Annotated in this window: 15 protein-coding genes; 7 read left to right on the top strand and 8 right to left on the bottom strand. The window is 70.1% G+C overall.

Annotated elements, in window-relative coordinates; all coding sequences use genetic code 11:
* Positions 1 to 73: 73 nt before the first annotated feature.
* Entirely contained in the window at positions 74 to 1,546 is a 1,473-nt protein-coding gene (locus AC1PK7_RS11740) for an amino acid permease (RefSeq protein WP_481098246.1), read from the bottom strand.
* Positions 1,547 to 1,715: 169 nt separating this feature from the next.
* Here AC1PK7_RS11740 and AC1PK7_RS11735 point away from each other — a divergent pair, with 169 nt between their 5' ends.
* The gene (locus AC1PK7_RS11735) at positions 1,716 to 2,264 is read left to right on the top strand and encodes an NUDIX hydrolase (RefSeq protein ID WP_420009954.1); all 549 of its coding nucleotides are present in this window, start codon (positions 1,716 to 1,718) and stop codon (positions 2,262 to 2,264) included.
* A gap of 244 nt (positions 2,265 to 2,508) precedes the next feature.
* On the opposite strand, the gene serA is transcribed toward AC1PK7_RS11735, so the two are convergent.
* On the bottom strand, positions 2,509 to 3,750 hold the full coding sequence (serA, locus tag AC1PK7_RS11730; protein ID WP_010341823.1) for a phosphoglycerate dehydrogenase: 1,242 nt from the start codon (positions 3,748 to 3,750) through the stop codon (positions 2,509 to 2,511).
* Between the two features lie 262 nt (positions 3,751 to 4,012).
* Between serA and AC1PK7_RS11725 the strand changes: the two genes are divergently transcribed.
* The 3 genes from AC1PK7_RS11725 to AC1PK7_RS11715 all read left to right on the top strand — a co-directional run bounded on the left by AC1PK7_RS11725 (position 4,013) and on the right by AC1PK7_RS11715 (position 7,754).
* Positions 4,013 to 5,401: an FAD-binding oxidoreductase gene (locus AC1PK7_RS11725; protein WP_481098245.1), complete on the top strand. Its 1,389-nt coding sequence runs from the start codon at positions 4,013 to 4,015 to the stop codon at positions 5,399 to 5,401.
* Positions 5,402 to 5,517: 116 nt separating this feature from the next.
* Positions 5,518 to 5,835, top strand: a complete 318-nt coding sequence (locus tag AC1PK7_RS11720) for a DUF2388 domain-containing protein (protein WP_010341821.1) — start codon at positions 5,518 to 5,520, stop codon at positions 5,833 to 5,835.
* A complete protein-coding gene (locus tag AC1PK7_RS11715) occupies positions 5,832 to 7,754 on the top strand; it encodes an Lnb N-terminal periplasmic domain-containing protein (RefSeq protein WP_481098244.1) in 1,923 nt (640 codons plus the stop codon). The genes AC1PK7_RS11720 and AC1PK7_RS11715 overlap by 4 nt, the downstream gene beginning before the upstream one ends.
* Before the next feature lie 343 nt (positions 7,755 to 8,097).
* On the opposite strand, the gene AC1PK7_RS11710 is transcribed toward AC1PK7_RS11715, so the two are convergent.
* The 6 genes from AC1PK7_RS11710 to AC1PK7_RS11685 all read right to left on the bottom strand — a co-directional run bounded on the left by AC1PK7_RS11710 (position 8,098) and on the right by AC1PK7_RS11685 (position 12,334).
* Positions 8,098 to 8,523: a hypothetical protein gene (locus AC1PK7_RS11710; RefSeq protein WP_481098243.1), complete on the bottom strand. Its 426-nt coding sequence runs from the start codon at positions 8,521 to 8,523 to the stop codon at positions 8,098 to 8,100.
* A 10-nt stretch (positions 8,524 to 8,533) separates the two neighbouring features.
* Positions 8,534 to 9,100 (bottom strand): elongation factor P-like protein YeiP, encoded by a 567-nt coding sequence (gene yeiP / locus AC1PK7_RS11705; RefSeq protein ID WP_010343353.1) that lies wholly within the window; start codon positions 9,098 to 9,100, stop codon positions 8,534 to 8,536.
* Positions 9,101 to 9,222: 122 nt separating this feature from the next.
* Positions 9,223 to 9,993, bottom strand: coding sequence for an SDR family oxidoreductase (locus AC1PK7_RS11700; RefSeq protein WP_481098242.1), 771 nt, complete (start codon positions 9,991 to 9,993; stop codon positions 9,223 to 9,225).
* Between the two features lie 112 nt (positions 9,994 to 10,105).
* On the bottom strand, positions 10,106 to 11,002 hold the full coding sequence (locus AC1PK7_RS11695) for a hydroxymethylglutaryl-CoA lyase (RefSeq protein ID WP_481098241.1): 897 nt from the start codon (positions 11,000 to 11,002) through the stop codon (positions 10,106 to 10,108).
* A 142-nt stretch (positions 11,003 to 11,144) separates the two neighbouring features.
* Positions 11,145 to 11,549 carry a VOC family protein gene (locus AC1PK7_RS11690; RefSeq protein WP_481098240.1) on the bottom strand — a complete coding sequence of 135 codons (405 nt, stop codon included), beginning with the start codon at positions 11,547 to 11,549 and terminating at the stop codon, positions 11,145 to 11,147.
* Positions 11,546 to 12,334 (bottom strand): enoyl-CoA hydratase-related protein, encoded by a 789-nt coding sequence (locus AC1PK7_RS11685; RefSeq protein WP_481098239.1) that lies wholly within the window; start codon positions 12,332 to 12,334, stop codon positions 11,546 to 11,548. Before AC1PK7_RS11685 ends, AC1PK7_RS11690 begins: the two co-directional genes overlap by 4 nt.
* A 124-nt stretch (positions 12,335 to 12,458) precedes the next feature.
* On the opposite strand from AC1PK7_RS11685, the gene AC1PK7_RS11680 reads away from it, so the two are divergent.
* Genes AC1PK7_RS11680 through AC1PK7_RS11670 form a run of 3 tightly spaced genes read left to right on the top strand, consistent with a single transcriptional unit; the run spans position 12,459 to position 14,822 of the window.
* Positions 12,459 to 12,710 carry a FeoA family protein gene (locus AC1PK7_RS11680; RefSeq protein ID WP_010343348.1) on the top strand — a complete coding sequence of 84 codons (252 nt, stop codon included), beginning with the start codon at positions 12,459 to 12,461 and terminating at the stop codon, positions 12,708 to 12,710.
* Positions 12,707 to 14,566, top strand: coding sequence for a ferrous iron transport protein B (gene feoB / locus AC1PK7_RS11675; protein WP_481098238.1), 1,860 nt, complete (start codon positions 12,707 to 12,709; stop codon positions 14,564 to 14,566). Before AC1PK7_RS11680 ends, feoB begins: the two co-directional genes overlap by 4 nt.
* 1 nt (position 14,567) lies before the next feature.
* The gene (locus AC1PK7_RS11670; RefSeq protein ID WP_148828380.1) at positions 14,568 to 14,822 is read left to right on the top strand and encodes a DUF6587 family protein; all 255 of its coding nucleotides are present in this window, start codon (positions 14,568 to 14,570) and stop codon (positions 14,820 to 14,822) included.
* The last annotated feature ends 59 nt before the right edge of the window (positions 14,823 to 14,881 follow it).

The following is a 14,881-nucleotide window of genomic DNA, read 5'->3' as shown; positions in this document are numbered from 1 at the left end:
GCCGGGCGCGGCGCGCGAGGAAGAGGGGACGAACGCGAAGACCGGCGCGGACGCCGGTCTTCGTGGGAGCGGATCAGGCCTTCGCGGCCAGGCGGCTGTTGCGGATGCCGTAGAAGAAGTAGATGCACAGCCCGATCAGGGTCCAGCCGACGAACACCTTCCAGTGTTCCTGGAACGCCTGGAAGAACAGGCCGACGCAGAACAGCGCGCCCAGCGGGCACACCACCCAGAACAGCGGCACCCGGAACGGGCGCGGCAGGTCGGGACGGGTGAAGCGCAGCACCATCACGCCGACGCAGACCGTGGCGAAGGCCAGCAGGGTGCCCATCGACACCAGTTCGCCCAGCACGTCCAGCGGAATCAGGCCGGCCAGCAGCGCAGCGAGCACGCCGACCACCACCGTGCCGACGTAGGGCGTGTGGAAGCGGCGATGGACCTTGCCGAACAGCTTCGGCAGCAGGCCGTCGCGGGACATGGTGTAGAAGATGCGCGGCTGCGCCATCAGCATCACCAGCACCACCGAGGACAGGCCGGCGATGGCGCCGATCTCGACGAAGGTCTTCAGCCAGGCCAGTTGCGGGTAGTGCTCCAGCGCGGTGGCCACCGGCTTGGCGGTGCCCAGCTGGGTATAGGGCAGCAGGCCGGTCAGCACCGCGCAGACGATGATGTAGATGATGGTGCAGATGGCCAGCGACACCAGGATGCCGATCGGCATGTTCTTCTGCGGGTCCTTGGTCTCGCCGGCCGAGGTGGAGACCGCATCGAAGCCGATGTAGGAGAAGAACACGATGGAGGCCGCACGGAAGATGCCGCTCCAGCCGAACTCGCCCGGGCCGGTGTTCTCGGGGATGAACGGATGCCAGTTGTCCGGGTTGATGTAGAAGAGGCCGACGCCGACGAACAGGCAGATCACCAGCACCTTGATCGCCACCACGATCGCGTTGACGAAGGCCGACTGGGTGACGCCGATGTAGCACAGCGTGCTGACCGCGGCCACGATCAGCACCGCCGGCAGGTTGACGAGGTTGCCCGAGGCCACGAACGCGTGGCCGGTCCAGGTCAGCGGCGCGCTGGCCAGCTCCGCCGGGAAGGGCAGGCCGAGGGTGCCGGTGACGAAGCTGATCAGATAGGCCGACCAGCCGACCGCGACGCTGGAGCCGGCGAACAGGTATTCCAGCACCAGGCACCAGCCGATGAACCAGGCCACGCCTTCGCCGAGCGTGGCGTAGGAATACGAGTAGGCGCTGCCGGAGACCGGCAGCATCGCCGCGAACTCGGCGTAGCACAGGCCGGCAAAGGCGCAGGCCAGGCCGGCGAACACGAACGAGAGCATCACTGCCGGGCCGGCATGATTGGCCGCGGCCTGGCCGGTGAGCACGAAGATGCCGGCGCCGATCACCGCGCCGATGCCGAGCAGGATCAGGTGTCTGGCGGTGAGGGTGCGTTTGAGGGTGGCTTCCCCCTCCAGACTGCCTTCGAACGGTTCGCCGGCATCGACGTGACCGGCCGGTTCGATCGGCTTGACCCTCAGCAGAGACTTGAGCATTCGGTGCATCCCCAGGTGGCGGTACGGGGCAAGCGGCCCCGGCAATGGCGAAGCGCCGGGCCCGAAGCGGGCGACGCAAGCGTCGTACCATGCCAAAGCCGGCCGGCCGCCACAAGCCGCGCTGCACCGTCGGCGGCGATAATGGCGGCCCCCGAACGCGAGAACGCCGATGCCGGAGTCGCCCCTACGCCAGCAGTTGCAGGCCCATGCCCGGCGGTGTCCGCAGCAGGCCGAGGTCGCCGCGCAGTTCCTGGCCTTGCTGGACGATGCCGCCGATCCGTTCGTGCGCGCGCGCCTGGACGGCCATTTCACCGGCTCGGCCTGGCTGGTCAGCGCCGACGGCATGCGCACCCTGCTGACCCATCACCGCAAGCTGCAGCGCTGGCTGCAACTGGGCGGACACGCCGACGGCGACCGCGATCTGGCGCGGGTGGCGTTGAAGGAGGCCGAGGAGGAGTCAGGGCTGGCTGGCCTGGGATTGGACGACGGCGCGATCTTCGACCTGGACCGGCACTGGATTCCTGAGCGGGGCGACGTGCCGGGGCACTGGCACTACGATGCACGGTATGTGGTCCGCGCCGGCGCGGACGAGGCCTTTGCGGTCAGTGAAGAATCGCTGGCCCTGGCCTGGCGCCCGATCGCCGAACTGGTGGACGAAGCGGATCTGGATCCGTCGCTGCGGCGCATGGCGCAAAAGTGGCTGCAGCGAACTGCTTAGCCCCTTTCCCTCCGGGAGAGGGGTTGGGGTGAGGGTCTGGCGCGCAGCGCATGCGGTGTTTTGGCTGCACGAGGCTTCGCCCGTACCCTCATCCGCCCCTTCGGGGCACCTTCTCCCGAGGGGAGAAGGAAGCGCCGGCTCCGGCTGGATGGCTGAGTCCCTCTCCCACCGGGAGAGGGGTTGGGGTGAGGGTACGGGCGCGCAGCGCACCCGCAAATCCCCAATCCCCAATCCCCACTCCCAGCTAGTAAAGAATGCGCGTCCGCAACGTCCCCGCCACCTGCGCCAGTTCCTCCTTCAGCACCGCCGCCTGCTCCTCGCTGGCGCCGACGTCGATCACCACGTAGCCGACCTTGGGGTCGGTGCGCAGGAACTGGCCGTCGATGTTGACGTTGTGGCGCGAGAACAGTTCGTTGATCTGTGACAGCACGCCCGGCACGTTGCGGTGGATGTGCAGCAGGCGCAGGCTCTCGGCGTGCTCGGGCAAGGTGACCTCGGGGAAGTTCACCGCCGACAGGGTGCTGCCATTGTCGCTGTAGCGCACGAGCTTTGCAGCCACTTCCACGCCGATGTTGTCCTGCGCCTCCAGGGTGCTGCCGCCCACGTGCGGGGTCAGGATCACGTTGTCGTGCCCGACCAGCGGCGATTCGAACAGGTCGCCGTTGCCCTTGGGCTCGATCGGGAACACGTCCACCGCGGCGCCGCCGATGTGGCCGCTGCGCAACGCCGCGTCCAGTGCGTCGATGTCGATGACGGTGCCGCGCGAGGCGTTGATCAGGTGCGCGCCCGGCTTCATCTGCGCCAGTTGCGCCGCGCCGATCATGTCGCGGGTGGCCGCGGTTTCCGGCACGTGCAGGGTGACCACATCCGAGCGCGCCAGCAGGTCGTCCAGGTCGGTGGCGGTGCGGGCGTTGCCCAGCGACAGCTTGGTCTCGATGTCGTGGAAGATCACCTGCATGCCCAGCGCCTCAGCCAGCACGCCGACCTGGGTGCCGATATGCCCGTAGCCGACGATGCCCAGCACCTTGCCGCGGGTCTCGTGGCTGCCGGCTGCCGACTTCGACCAGCCGCCGCGGTGGCATTCGGCGTTCTTCTGCGGAATGCCGCGCAACAGCAGGATGGCTTCGGCGATCACCAGTTCGGCGACGCTGCGGGTGTTGGAGTAGGGCGCATTGAACACCGGAATGCCGGCCAGTTCGGCGGCGTCCAGGTCGACCTGGTTGGTGCCGATGCAGAAGCAGCCGACCGCGATCAGGCGCTTGGCGTGGGCCAGCACCTCGGCGCTGAGCTGGGTGCGCGAGCGGATGCCGACGATGTGCGCCTCGGCGATGCGCTGCTTGAGCTCCTCTTCCGGCAACGACTTGGCGTGCAGTTCGATCTGCGAGTAGCCGGCCGCGCGGAACACGTCGACGGCGGTCTGGCTGATGCCTTCGAGCAGCAGCACGCGGATATCCTGCTTCGGAAACGAGGTCTTCTTGGGCGACATTGCGGCGAGGGAGCGATGGCCAACGGGCCGGTCACTATGCCAGATGGCTCCGTGCTTTGGTGCGCCGCAATAGGATGCCGGGAGGCCGTGGATGCAACGCCGGTGGACGGTTTCAGGTGCATCGATTGGCGGTGGCCGGCGTGGGCATTCGGGAGTGGGGAGTGGAGATTCGCAAAAGCAACGACCTGCTGGCAGCGAACTGGACGCCGTTGCGCAACGCTGGCACGCTTGAATGCTTGCCTCCGCCGATGCCTCTCCGCCCATGACCGACCCGCGCCTGGATGCCCTGGCCCTCGCCGTTCCCGGCCTGCGCCTGAAGACCGATCCCGCCGACCTGGAACACTACGGTCGCGATTGGACCCGGCGCTGGACCCCGGCGCCGCTGGCGATCGCGCTGCCTGCGACGGTGGAAGAGGTGCAGGCGGTGCTGCGCTGGGCCAACGAGCACGCGGTGGCGGTGGTGCCCTCCGGCGGCCGCACCGGCCTGTCCGGCGGCGCGGTGGCCGCGCATGGCGAACTGGTGCTGAGCCTGGAGCGGATGAACAAGGCGCTGGCGTTCGATCCGGTCGATCGCACCCTCACCGTGCAGGCCGGCATGCCGCTGGAAGCGGTGCACAACGCCGCGCGCGAGCACGGGCTGCTGTACCCGGTGGACTTCGCCGCGCGCGGCTCGTGCTCGATCGGCGGCAACATCGCCACCAACGCCGGCGGCATCCGCGTGATCCGCTACGGCAACACCCGCGAGTGGATCGCCGGGCTGAAGGTGGTCACCGGCAGCGGCGAGCTGCTCGAGCTCAACCGCGGGTTGATCAAGAATTCCAGCGGCTACGATTTCCGCCAGTTGCTGATCGGCTCCGAAGGCACCCTGGGCATCGTGGTCGAGGCCACCCTGCGGCTCACCGATCCGCCGCCGCCAAGTAACGTGATGCTGCTGGCGCTGCCCTCGTTCGAGGTGCTGATGCAGGTGTTCGCCGCGTTCCGCAGCCGGCTGCAGTTGGAGGCGTTCGAGTTCTTCACCGACCGCGCGTTGCAGCACGTGCTCGCGCATGGCGCGCAGGCGCCGTTCGACACGGTCTATCCGTATTACGTGGTCACCGAATACGCCAGCGGCAACGAGGCGCAGGAGGCGGCGGCGCTGGCCGCGTTCGAGGCCTGCATGGAGCAGGGCTGGGTACTGGACGGGGTGATCAGCCAGAGCGAGGCGCAGGCCGCACAGCTGTGGCGCCTGCGCGAAGGCATCACCGAGGCGGTGGCGCGCTACACCCCGTACAAGAACGACGTGTCGGTGCGGATCTCGGCGATGCCGGCGTTCCTGGCACGGACCCAGGCGCTGCTCGGCGAGGCCTACCCGCAGTTCGAGGTGGTGTGGTTCGGCCACATCGGCGACGGCAACCTGCACATCAACGTGCTCAAGCCCGACGCCACCGCGTCGGCCGAGTTCATCGCCGCCTGCGAGCAGGTCACCAAGCTGCTGGCGCAGGTACTGGCCGAGCACGGCGGCAGCATCTCCGCCGAGCACGGCATCGGCCTGGTCAAGAAACCGTACCTGGACAGCACCCGCAGCGCCGAGGAGATCGCGCTGATGCGTGCGGTCAAGCGCGTGTTCGACCCGTCCGGCCTGCTCAATCCCGGCAAGCTGTTCGATACCTGAGCCCGGCCGCAGCACTGCCGCACGGCCCGTTCAGGCGCTGCGCGCGGCGGGCCGCTAGGCTATGCGGCGCGGCGCAGGCCGTCCCCCTTTTCACGATCCTGTTTGGAACGATTGCGATGACCCGAGTGACCGCGCGCTGCGCCCTGCTGTTCGCCCTGATCCTGCCCGCGTTCGCGCAGGCGTCCAGCTTCGCCGGCAGCTCCGCCGGTTCCGCCTCGGCCGGTTCGGCCGGCAGTTCGGCGTCCTCGGACAGCAGTTCCAACAACGACAAGGTGGTGCTGCAGGCGCGCGACGACGCGGCCGGCTTCGTCGCCAGCGCCGGGCGCATCCGCGGCGTGCAACTGGAAGCGGCGCTGCGCGTGCTGCGCGAGCGCAACCCGCAGGCGCAGCAGGCCAGCGACCTGGAACTGGCGCAGGCGATCCTGGCGCTGTGATCCCGCGCCGGCCACGGCGCCTAGTCGCGCGGTGGCTGGCGTTGCTGGCGCTGGCCGCTGCGGTGCCCGCAGTGGCCGCGCCGCTGTCTGCCGACGAGCGCGGGCTGAGCCCAGCCGAGCGCACCGCCAGCCAGGCCGTGCTGGCCGCGGCGCAGGCGCGGCTGCCCCCGGCCTGGGCCGCGGCGCTGCCGACAGGGCTGCCGCTGCAGTGGCGCGACGACCTCCCCGCGCAGGTGCACGGGCGCGCACAGGCCAGACGCCTGCTGTTGAACAAGCGCCTGCTGCGCGACTGGATGGCGGCAGAGGATCCTGACACCGATCCGGCCGTCGATCCGGCACGGCGGCCGGCCCTGGCCACCGTGCTGCACGAACTGGCGCATTTCTACGATCGTTCCGCCGCAGGGCGGCTGTCGTCCGATCCGCGGCTGCTGGATCTGGCCGGCTGGCAGGTCAGCCCGATGCGCCTGGGCCTGCGCCGCGGCCACAACCGCTTCACCGAGCGCAGCCCGGACCGCTACGAATTGCAGTCGCCGGCCGAGTTCGTGGCGGTGAATCTCGAACATTTCCTGCTCGATCCGGACTATGCCTGCCGCCGCCCGGCGCTGGCTGCGTATTTCGCCGAGCGCCTGGCGTGGACGCCGCCAGCTCGCGACTGCGCGCCGGGCTTGGCGTTCGTGCAGGATCCGTTGGCCGAGCAGGCCGCGCTGCTGCAGATCGACCCGGCGCGGGTCTACGCGGTGGACTACCTGCTGGCCGAAGGCAATGCGCAGCCGATGAGCCACTGGGGCCACAGCATGCTGCGCCTGGTGATCTGCGCGCCGGGGCGGCCGCTGGGGCCGGCATGCCGGCTGGACCTGGCCGAGCATCGGGTCCTGTCGTTCCGCGCTTTCGTCGACGACGTGCAGATCTCCAGCCTGCGCGGGCTGACCGGCTCCTACCCGTCGCGGCTGTTCGTGCTGCCGCTGCGCCAGGTGGTGGACGACTACACCCAGGTGCAACTGCGCGGCCTGCAGTCGCTGCCGCTGCGGCTCTCGCGCGAGGAGATCGCCGCGCTGCTGGAGCGCGCCGCGCAACTGCACTGGAGCTACGACGGCCGCTATTACTTCCTCAGCAACAACTGCGCGGTGGAGACCTACGCCTTGCTGCACGACGGCGTGCCGCGGTTGTCGGCCGCGCACCTGTCCGGCATCAGCCCGACCGGATTGCGCCGGCGCCTGGTACGGGGCGGCATCGCCGATGCGTCGGTGCTGGACGATGCCGACGCGGCGGTGCGGGAGGGCTATTACTTCCCGGCGGCGAGCGCGCACTTCGCGGAGATGTTCGCGGTGGCGCGCCGTGGGCTGGCGCTGCCGGCGCGCACTGCCGACGCGTGGCTGGACCTGCCGGCCGCGCAGCGCGCGCCGTGGCTGCAGCGCGGTGACCTGCGCGCCAGTGCGGCCTTGCTGGTGCTGGAGAACGCCGCGCGGCGCCGCGCCGAACAGCGCGGCCGCGATGCGTTGAAGCGGCGCTATCTGGGCAAGCCGCTGCCGTCCGCGGTGGCCGCTGCGGGCGAGGGCAAGGCGGCTGCCGACACCCGCGACGCCGCCAGCGCCGTGCGCGCCGTCTTGGCCGAGCAGGGGCTGCTCAGCCAGCCGGCGAGCCTGCTGCAGGGGCAGCCCGGCTATGGCCTGCCGCAGGCGCAGGAGCGCGCCTGGCTGCAGGTCCAGGGACAGGCGCGGATCGCGGCGCTGCGCGAGGATGGTGTCGCGTTGCAGGTGCGCCTGCGCGGGTTGCTGCCGGCGCCGTTGCAGGCGGACCTGGCGCAGATCGACATCAACCTGGCGACGCTGGGCGAGCGCCTGCGCACGCTCAATCGCGAAGGTGGCGGGCTGCAGTTGGATTCTCCGTCAGTGTTGCGGCAGCGTGGTGGGCAGCCGTAGTGCGGCATGCGGGCTTGCGACGCGAGGCGATCGAAGGGAGATGTATCGCGCGTGCGGTTGACGGCGGCGCTGTCGCGGCTGAAGCCGCTCCTACGACGCGGCCGGCGGTGGGTTTGTTGCATCGGCTGGTTGCAGCGCAGCCTTTTCGTTATGAAAGGAGGCCGATAGTTCCAGTCGTCCGGACTGAAGTCCCTCCCACAAAAAAGCGGCGTCTCCTCCGCTCGGTTTTGTAGGAGCGGCTTCAGCCGCGACGAGCGAAGCGGGGGAGCTGGCCGATGGCGATTACCTTCAGCCCGACGCCAATGCCCGCAAGGGCGCTACCTTGCCAGCCAGCAAGCCGCCATCACGGCAGCTCGAGACCGACATCCTCGCCGTAGCGGCGCAGCCAGGTGTCGCGCGGCGGATCCTGGCGGTACTGCGCGCGCAGGGTCGCCCACGTCTGTTCGTTGCCGTCGCAGTACTTGGCCATCGCCTGTTCCAGTTCGCGCCGCCGCGCCGCGTCGTAGGGCTCTTCGCCGGCGAAATGGGTGCAGGTGTCCTGGCGCGCGACGAAGGCGCGGATCGGTGCGGGCATCGCGCAGAACCCGTCGTAATGCTCGGGATCGACCGCGTCCGGAATCGTGCACGCAGGCTTGGCCGCGGCTGCGGTGGCAGCCGTCACCGGCGCGGCGAGCGCCAGTGCCGGCAGGGTCAGCAGCAGACCGAGGGACGCGCGCCGTGGCGCGCGCTCGGTGCGGCCGGCGCGGGCGACGTGATTGGCACGGCGCACGCGCACGAACTCAGTCGGCGCGGCCGGCGAATTCGCCGGTGGTGGTGTTGACCAGCACGCGCTCGCCGTTGCCGATGTACTCCGGCACCATGATCTCGATGCCGGTATTGAGCTTGGCCGGCTTCGGGCGCTTGGTGGCGGTGCCGCCCTTGAGTTCCGGCGGGGTCTCGATCACTTCCAGGGTCACGCTCTGCGGCAGCTGGATCGCCACCGGCTGGTCGTCGATGACCTGCACGTAGATGCCGCTGAGCCCATCGGTGATGTAGCCGGCGTCGGTACCGATCGCATCGGCGTCCAGGGTGTAGGGCGTGTAGTCCTCGTCGTCGAGGAACACGAAGGCCTCGCCGTCCTTGTAGGAGAAGGTGGCCTGGCGGCGCATCAGCTCGACCTCGCGCAGGTCGTCGTCGCCGTCGAAGCTGGCATCGAGCTTGTTGCCGCCCGGCACGCTGTACATCACGAAGCGGAAGCGCACGTTGCCGCCGCGGCCCTGCGGCGAGCTGCGCTCGATGTCGCGGATCTGGTACACGCCGTTGTTGTACTCGACGACGTTGCCTTTCTTGATTTCGTTGGCTTTCATGGGTTGGGAGCCGGGATTGGGGATTGGGGATTGGAGATTCGGGATTGGTAAGAGCAGGGCGGGGAGCGAGGGGGGCGGCGGGGCGCTTTTACGAATCCCCAATGCCGAATCCCCAATCCCGGTTACTTGGGCGCCAACCGCACCGCGCCATCGAGGCGAATGGTTTCGCCGTTGAGGTAGCGGTTGCGCAGCAGGAACATCACCGTGTCGGCAAATTCGTCCGGGCGGCCGAGACGCGAAGGATACGGGATCGCCGCGGCCAGCGACTGCTGCACGGCCTCTGGCATGCCGTCGACCATCGGCGTCCAGAAGATGCCCGGGGCGATGGTGTTGACGCGGATGCCGAAGCGCGCCAGTTCGCGTGCCATCGGCAGGGTCATCGCCACCACGCCGCCCTTGGACGCGGCATAGGCGGCCTGGCCGATCTGGCCCTCGTAGGCGGCGACGCTGGCGGTATTGACGATGGCGCCGCGCTCGCCGTCCTCGCCCGGGGCGTTGTGCTGCATCAGGTCGGCGGCGGCCTTGGCGACGTTGAAGCTGCCGATCAGGTTGACCATCACCGTGCCCTGGAAGGTGGCCAGCGGCATCGGCGCTTCCTTGCCGAGCACGCGGCCGGCGCCAAGGATGCCGGCGCAGTTGACCGCGGCGTTGAGTCCGCCGAGGAAATCGCGTGCCGCCGCCAGCTGCGCCGCCACCTGGGCCTCGTCGCTGACGTCGGTGCGCAGGTAGCAAGCCCGCTCCGCACCCAGCGCGGCGACCGCGGCCGCGCCCTTGTCGTCGTTCAGATCGAACAGCGCGACCTTGCCGCCTTCGGCGACGATGCGCTGCGCCACCGCCAGGCCGAGGCCGGACACGCCGCCGGTGACCACCGCTTTGAGATCGGCAAGCTGCATGGATGTTCCCTCCCAGGAAAACGCCCAGTTTAGAGGCTGCCGCCGATTGCGGCGAGACGCGACGACCACCCGCGGTGCGCAAGCCTGCCGCCGGATGCGGCGCTGCCGCGGCTCAGGCCTCGGCGGCCAGCGCCTGGCCGACCTTGCTGCCGGTGGGCCGGCCGAGTTTCTGCGCCAGCCAGCGGCCGGTCGCGGCCAGTGCCGGCAGGTCGATGCCGGTGTCCACGCCATTGCCGTGCAGCAGGTAGACCACGTCCTCGCTGGCCACGTTGCCGCTGGCGCCCTTGGCGTAGGGGCAGCCGCCGGCGCCGGACACCGCGGCATCGACCACGCGCACGCCCTCTTCCAGACAGGCGGCGATGTTGGCCAGGGCCTGGCCGTAGGTATCGTGGAAATGCACCGCCAATGCGTCCATCGGCACAGCGGCGGCGACCGCGTGCAGCATCGCCCGTGCCTTGCCCGGCGTGCCCACGCCGATGGTGTCGCCCAGCGAAATCTCGTAGCAGCCCATCGCGTGCAGCCGCTGCGCCACCCGCACCACGTCGTCCAGCGGCACCGCGCCCTGGTACGGGCAGCCGAGCACGGTGGAGACGTAGCCGCGCACCTTGACCCCGTCCGCGGCCGCGCGCTCCAGCACCGGCGCGAAGCGCGCCAGCGATTCGTCGATGCCGGCATTGGTGTTGGTGCGGTTGAAGGTCTCCGAGGCGGCGGTGAACACCGCCACCTCACGCACCCCGACTGCGGCGGCGCGTTCGTAGCCCTGCAGGTTCGGCACCAGCACCGGATAGTCCACCCCCGGCACCTGCGCGATGCCGGCGTAGACCTCGGCTGCATCGACCAGCTGCGGCACCCATTTCGGGCTGACGAAGCTGGTCGCCTCGATGCTGCGCAGGCCGGTGCGGCCCAGCCGTGCGATCAGTTCGATCTTGTCGGCGGTGGCGACCCAGGCCTTCTCGTTCTGCAGGCCGTCGCGCGGGCCGACTTCGACAATGCGGACGTGGTCGCTCATCGGCGAGACTCCTGCGCCGTTGTCCGGGCACTGCGCATGAGACGGGAAGCAACGAGGATCATCGGAATTCCTGAGAGAGGGAGGCTGTGAAGCACCGACAGCACGGCCGGCGCCTTGCGCGGGTGCGACGCGGCGGCGCGGATCAGGCCGACGCCGGGCGGTGGCAGACCGCTTCGATGTTGTGGCCGTCCGGATCCAGCAGGAACGCGCCGTAGTAGTCGGGGTGGTAGTGCGGGCGCAGGCCCGGCGCGCCGTGGTCGCGGCCGCCGGCGGCCAGGCCGGCGCGATGGAACGCGTCCACCTGCGCGCGGCTGGCGGCGACGAAGGCCACGTGCACGCCGTTGTCGCTGGCGTCGCGGCCGCCGTCGGCGATCCAGAAGCTGGGCTTGCCGTCGCGGCCGAAGCCGACGTGGCGCTGGCCGCCGCTCTGTTCGGCGCTCACCTGCATCACCACCTCCAGGTCCAGCGCGGCCAGGGCGGCGCGGTAGAAGGCCAGGCTGCGGTCCAGATCGCTGCAGCGCAGGCCGAGATGGTCGAGCGGGTTCATGGGCTGGCCCTCCAGGCCGGTTCGCGTTTCTCCAGGAACGCAGTCAATCCTTCCTGGCCCTCGGCCGAGACCCGCAACTGCGCGATCAGCTCCGCGTTGGCCTGGTCCAGCGCATCGCGCTCGCCGCCGGCGGCGACCCGCCGCACCAGCGCCTTGGCGCCGGCGGCAGCCAGCGGCCCGGCCTGGCCGAGCAGGGCGACCTGGCGTTGCACCGCCGCGTCCAGGGCCTCGGGCGCCACCGCCTGGTGCACCAGGCCGATCTGCGCCGCGGTGGCGGCGTCGAAGGTTTCCGCACTGGCGAACCAGCGCCGCGCCTGGCGCGCGCCGATCGCGGCGATCACGTACGGCGAGATCACCGCCGGCAGCAGGCCCAGGCGGCTTTCGCTGAGCGCGAAGCGGGCATCGGTGGCGGCCACGGCGATGTCGCAGCAGGCGACCAGGCCCACCGCGCCGCCGAACGCGGCACCTTGCACCCGCGCCACTGTGGGCTTGGGCAGTTCGTCGAGCAGGCGCATCAGTCGCGCCAGGGCCAGCGCATCGTCCAGGTTCGCCTGCTCGCTGGCGCCGGCCATCGCGCGCATCCACTGCAGGTCGGCACCGGCCGAGAACGCCGCGCCGGCGCCGGCCAGGACCACGACCTGGACCTGGGGATCGGCGCCGATCTGCAGCAGGGCGTCGCTGAGCTGGGCGATCAGCACGGCGTCGAAGGCGTTGCGGACCTCGGGTCGGTTCAACTGCAGGGTCAGGACCTTGCCGGATCGTTGCAACAACAGGGCATCGCTCATCGAACACGCTCGTACAAAGGGGAAACGGCAGCCATACGGCGATCATAGCCGGCCGCGCCAGCGCCGCCATGACGCGCCGCGGCGATGCTACAATTGATAACCATTCTTATCGACGGAACGTGCTGTGACGTTGTCCGACATGCCGTTGCGCAGCAGCGCCCTCGTGGAATCCGTGCACGACCGCCAGCCCAACGATGCCATTGCGCGGCGTCTGCGCGAGCTGGGCTTCGTCGCCGGCGAGCAGGTGCAGGTGCTGACCAGCGGGCCGATCGGCGGCGAACCGCTGCTGGTGCAAGTGGGCTATACGCGCTTCGCGCTGCGCCGCAGCGAGGCGGCGCGGGTGCAGGTCAGCGCGCTGGACGAGGTGCGCCCGTGAGCGCGGTGGCCGCGCCGCTGCGCCTGGCTCTGGTCGGCAACCCGAACTGCGGCAAGACCGCGCTGTTCAATCAGCTGACCGGCAGCAAGCAGAAGGTCGCCAATTACGCCGGCGTTACCGTCGAGCGCAAGGAGGGTCGCTTTCGCGCGCCGTCCGGGCGCGAGTTCGCGGTGCTGGACCTGCCGGGCGCCTACAGCCTGCAGCCGGCCAGCCTGGACGAGGCGATCACCCGCGACCTGTGCCGCGGCTTCTACCCGGGCGAGCCGGCGCCGGACGTGCTGGTCTGCGTGGTCGACGCCACCAACCTGCGCCTGCACCTGCGCTTCGCGCTGGAACTGCGCGAACTGGGCAAGCCGATGCTGGTGGCCCTGAACATGGTCGACGCGGCGCAGCGCCGCGGCATCCAGATCGACCGCCAGGCGCTGGAGCAGGCGCTGGGCGTGCCGGTGATCGAGACCGTGGCGGTGCGCCGCAACGGCGCGCGCGCCCTGGTCGAGCGGCTCGACGCACTGGCGCCGGCACTGCCGCCGGCGGTGGCGCCGAGCGAGGCGCAGGGCGACTATCACCAGCAGGTGCGCGCGATCCTGGCGGCGGCGGTGTCGATGCCGACGCGGACCTCGCGGGTGGACGATGCGCTGGACCGCTGGCTGCTGCATCCGGTGGCCGGTCTGTTGACCCTAGTCCTGGTGATGTTCCTGATCTTCCAGGCGGTTTTCGCCTGGGCGCAGCCTGTGATGGATATGATCGACGGCGGCACCAAGGCGCTGGGCGTCTGGGTCGGCGGGACGCTGCCGGAGGGGCCGCTGAACAGCCTGCTGGTGGACGGCATCATCGCCGGTCTCGGCGGGGTGGTGGTGTTCCTGCCGCAGATTCTGATCCTGTTCGCCTTCATCCTGGCGCTGGAGGAATCCGGCTATCTGCCGCGCGCGGCGTTCCTGCTCGACCGCATGATGGCCGCGGCCGGCTTGTCCGGGCGCTCGTTCATCCCGCTGCTGTCCAGCTTCGCCTGCGCGGTGCCTGGGATCATGTCCACGCGCAGCATCCAGGATCCGCGCGATCGCCTGGCGACCATCCTGGTCGCGCCGCTGATGACCTGTTCGGCGCGCCTGCCGGTGTACACCCTGCTGATCGCCGCGTTCGTGCCGCAGAAGCAGGTGTGGGGCGTGCTCAATCAGCAGGGCCTGGTGTTGTTCGGCCTGTACGTGGCGGCGATCGTCAGTGGACTGGCGGTGTCGTGGACGATGAAGAAATGGCGTCGCGACAAGGGCGAGCATCCGCTGCTGCTGGAACTGCCGTCCTACCGCGTGCCGCATCTGCGCGATCTGGCGCTGGGCCTGTGGGAGCGCGCGGCGATCTTCCTCAAGCGCGTCGGCGGCATCATCCTGGCGTTGACCATCCTCCTGTGGTTTCTGCTGAACTTTCCGGCGCCGCCGGCCGACGCCACCCTGCCGGCGATCGATTACAGCTTCGCCGGCCGCATCGGCCACGCCATGACCACGGTGTTTTCGCCGCTGGGCTTCAACTGGCAGATCTGCATCGCGCTGATCCCCGGCCTGGCCGCGCGCGAGGTGGCGGTGTCGTCGCTGGCGACGGTGTACGCGCTGTCGGCGGCCGACGACGATGCCGCCGCGCAGGCGCTGTCGCCGCTGATCCACGACGGCTGGTCGCTGGCCACCGCGCTGTCGTTGCTGGTCTGGTACATCTACGCACCGATGTGCATTTCCACCCTGGCCACGATCAAGCGCGAGACCAACTCGTGGAAGCAGATGAGCTTCGCCGCGTTCTACCTGTTCGCGCTGGCGTACCTGGCCTCGCTGGTCACCTACCAGGTCGCGGTGGCGCTGGGAGCCGGCTGAGATGAGCGCCTCGCTGCTGCTGCAGTACCTGGTGATCGCGCTGGCGGTACTGGTCAGCGCCTGGGTGGTGTTGAAGAAGCAATTCCCCGGCACCGCGCGCAAGCTGCGCGGCGCACTCGCACTACGCCTGCTCAAGCCCGGCCGGGCGGCCTGGCTGCAGGCGCTGGGGCGGCGCATCGCACCGCCAGCCAGCGCCGGTGCTGGCGCCTGCGGCGGGTGCGACAGCTGCGGGCCGACGCCGCCGCGGCGGCACTGAGCCGCGCCACGCGTCGCCGGCCGCCGCGCGCTTGTGCGCCGCACATGCGCGCGGCGAGG

It is taken from the genome of Xanthomonas sp. NCPPB 3174, from assembly GCF_056725205.1.
This window is presented reverse-complemented; position numbering and strand designations above follow the sequence as displayed.

Coding starts and splice junctions, on each gene's coding strand:
- AC1PK7_RS11740 (WP_481098246.1), bottom strand. CDS start 1,546: ATGCTCAAGTCTCTGCTGAGGGTCAAGCCGATCGAACCGGCCGGTCAC.
- AC1PK7_RS11735 (WP_420009954.1), top strand. CDS start 1,716: ATGCCGGAGTCGCCCCTACGCCAGCAGTTGCAGGCCCATGCCCGGCGG.
- serA (WP_010341823.1), bottom strand. CDS start 3,750: ATGTCGCCCAAGAAGACCTCGTTTCCGAAGCAGGATATCCGCGTGCTG.
- AC1PK7_RS11725 (WP_481098245.1), top strand. CDS start 4,013: ATGACCGACCCGCGCCTGGATGCCCTGGCCCTCGCCGTTCCCGGCCTG.
- AC1PK7_RS11720 (WP_010341821.1), top strand. CDS start 5,518: ATGACCCGAGTGACCGCGCGCTGCGCCCTGCTGTTCGCCCTGATCCTG.
- yeiP (WP_010343353.1), bottom strand. CDS start 9,100: ATGAAAGCCAACGAAATCAAGAAAGGCAACGTCGTCGAGTACAACAAC.
- AC1PK7_RS11700 (WP_481098242.1), bottom strand. CDS start 9,993: ATGCAGCTTGCCGATCTCAAAGCGGTGGTCACCGGCGGCGTGTCCGGC.
- AC1PK7_RS11695 (WP_481098241.1), bottom strand. CDS start 11,002: ATGAGCGACCACGTCCGCATTGTCGAAGTCGGCCCGCGCGACGGCCTG.
- AC1PK7_RS11690 (WP_481098240.1), bottom strand. CDS start 11,549: ATGAACCCGCTCGACCATCTCGGCCTGCGCTGCAGCGATCTGGACCGC.
- AC1PK7_RS11685 (WP_481098239.1), bottom strand. CDS start 12,334: ATGAGCGATGCCCTGTTGTTGCAACGATCCGGCAAGGTCCTGACCCTG.
- AC1PK7_RS11670 (WP_148828380.1), top strand. CDS start 14,568: ATGAGCGCCTCGCTGCTGCTGCAGTACCTGGTGATCGCGCTGGCGGTA.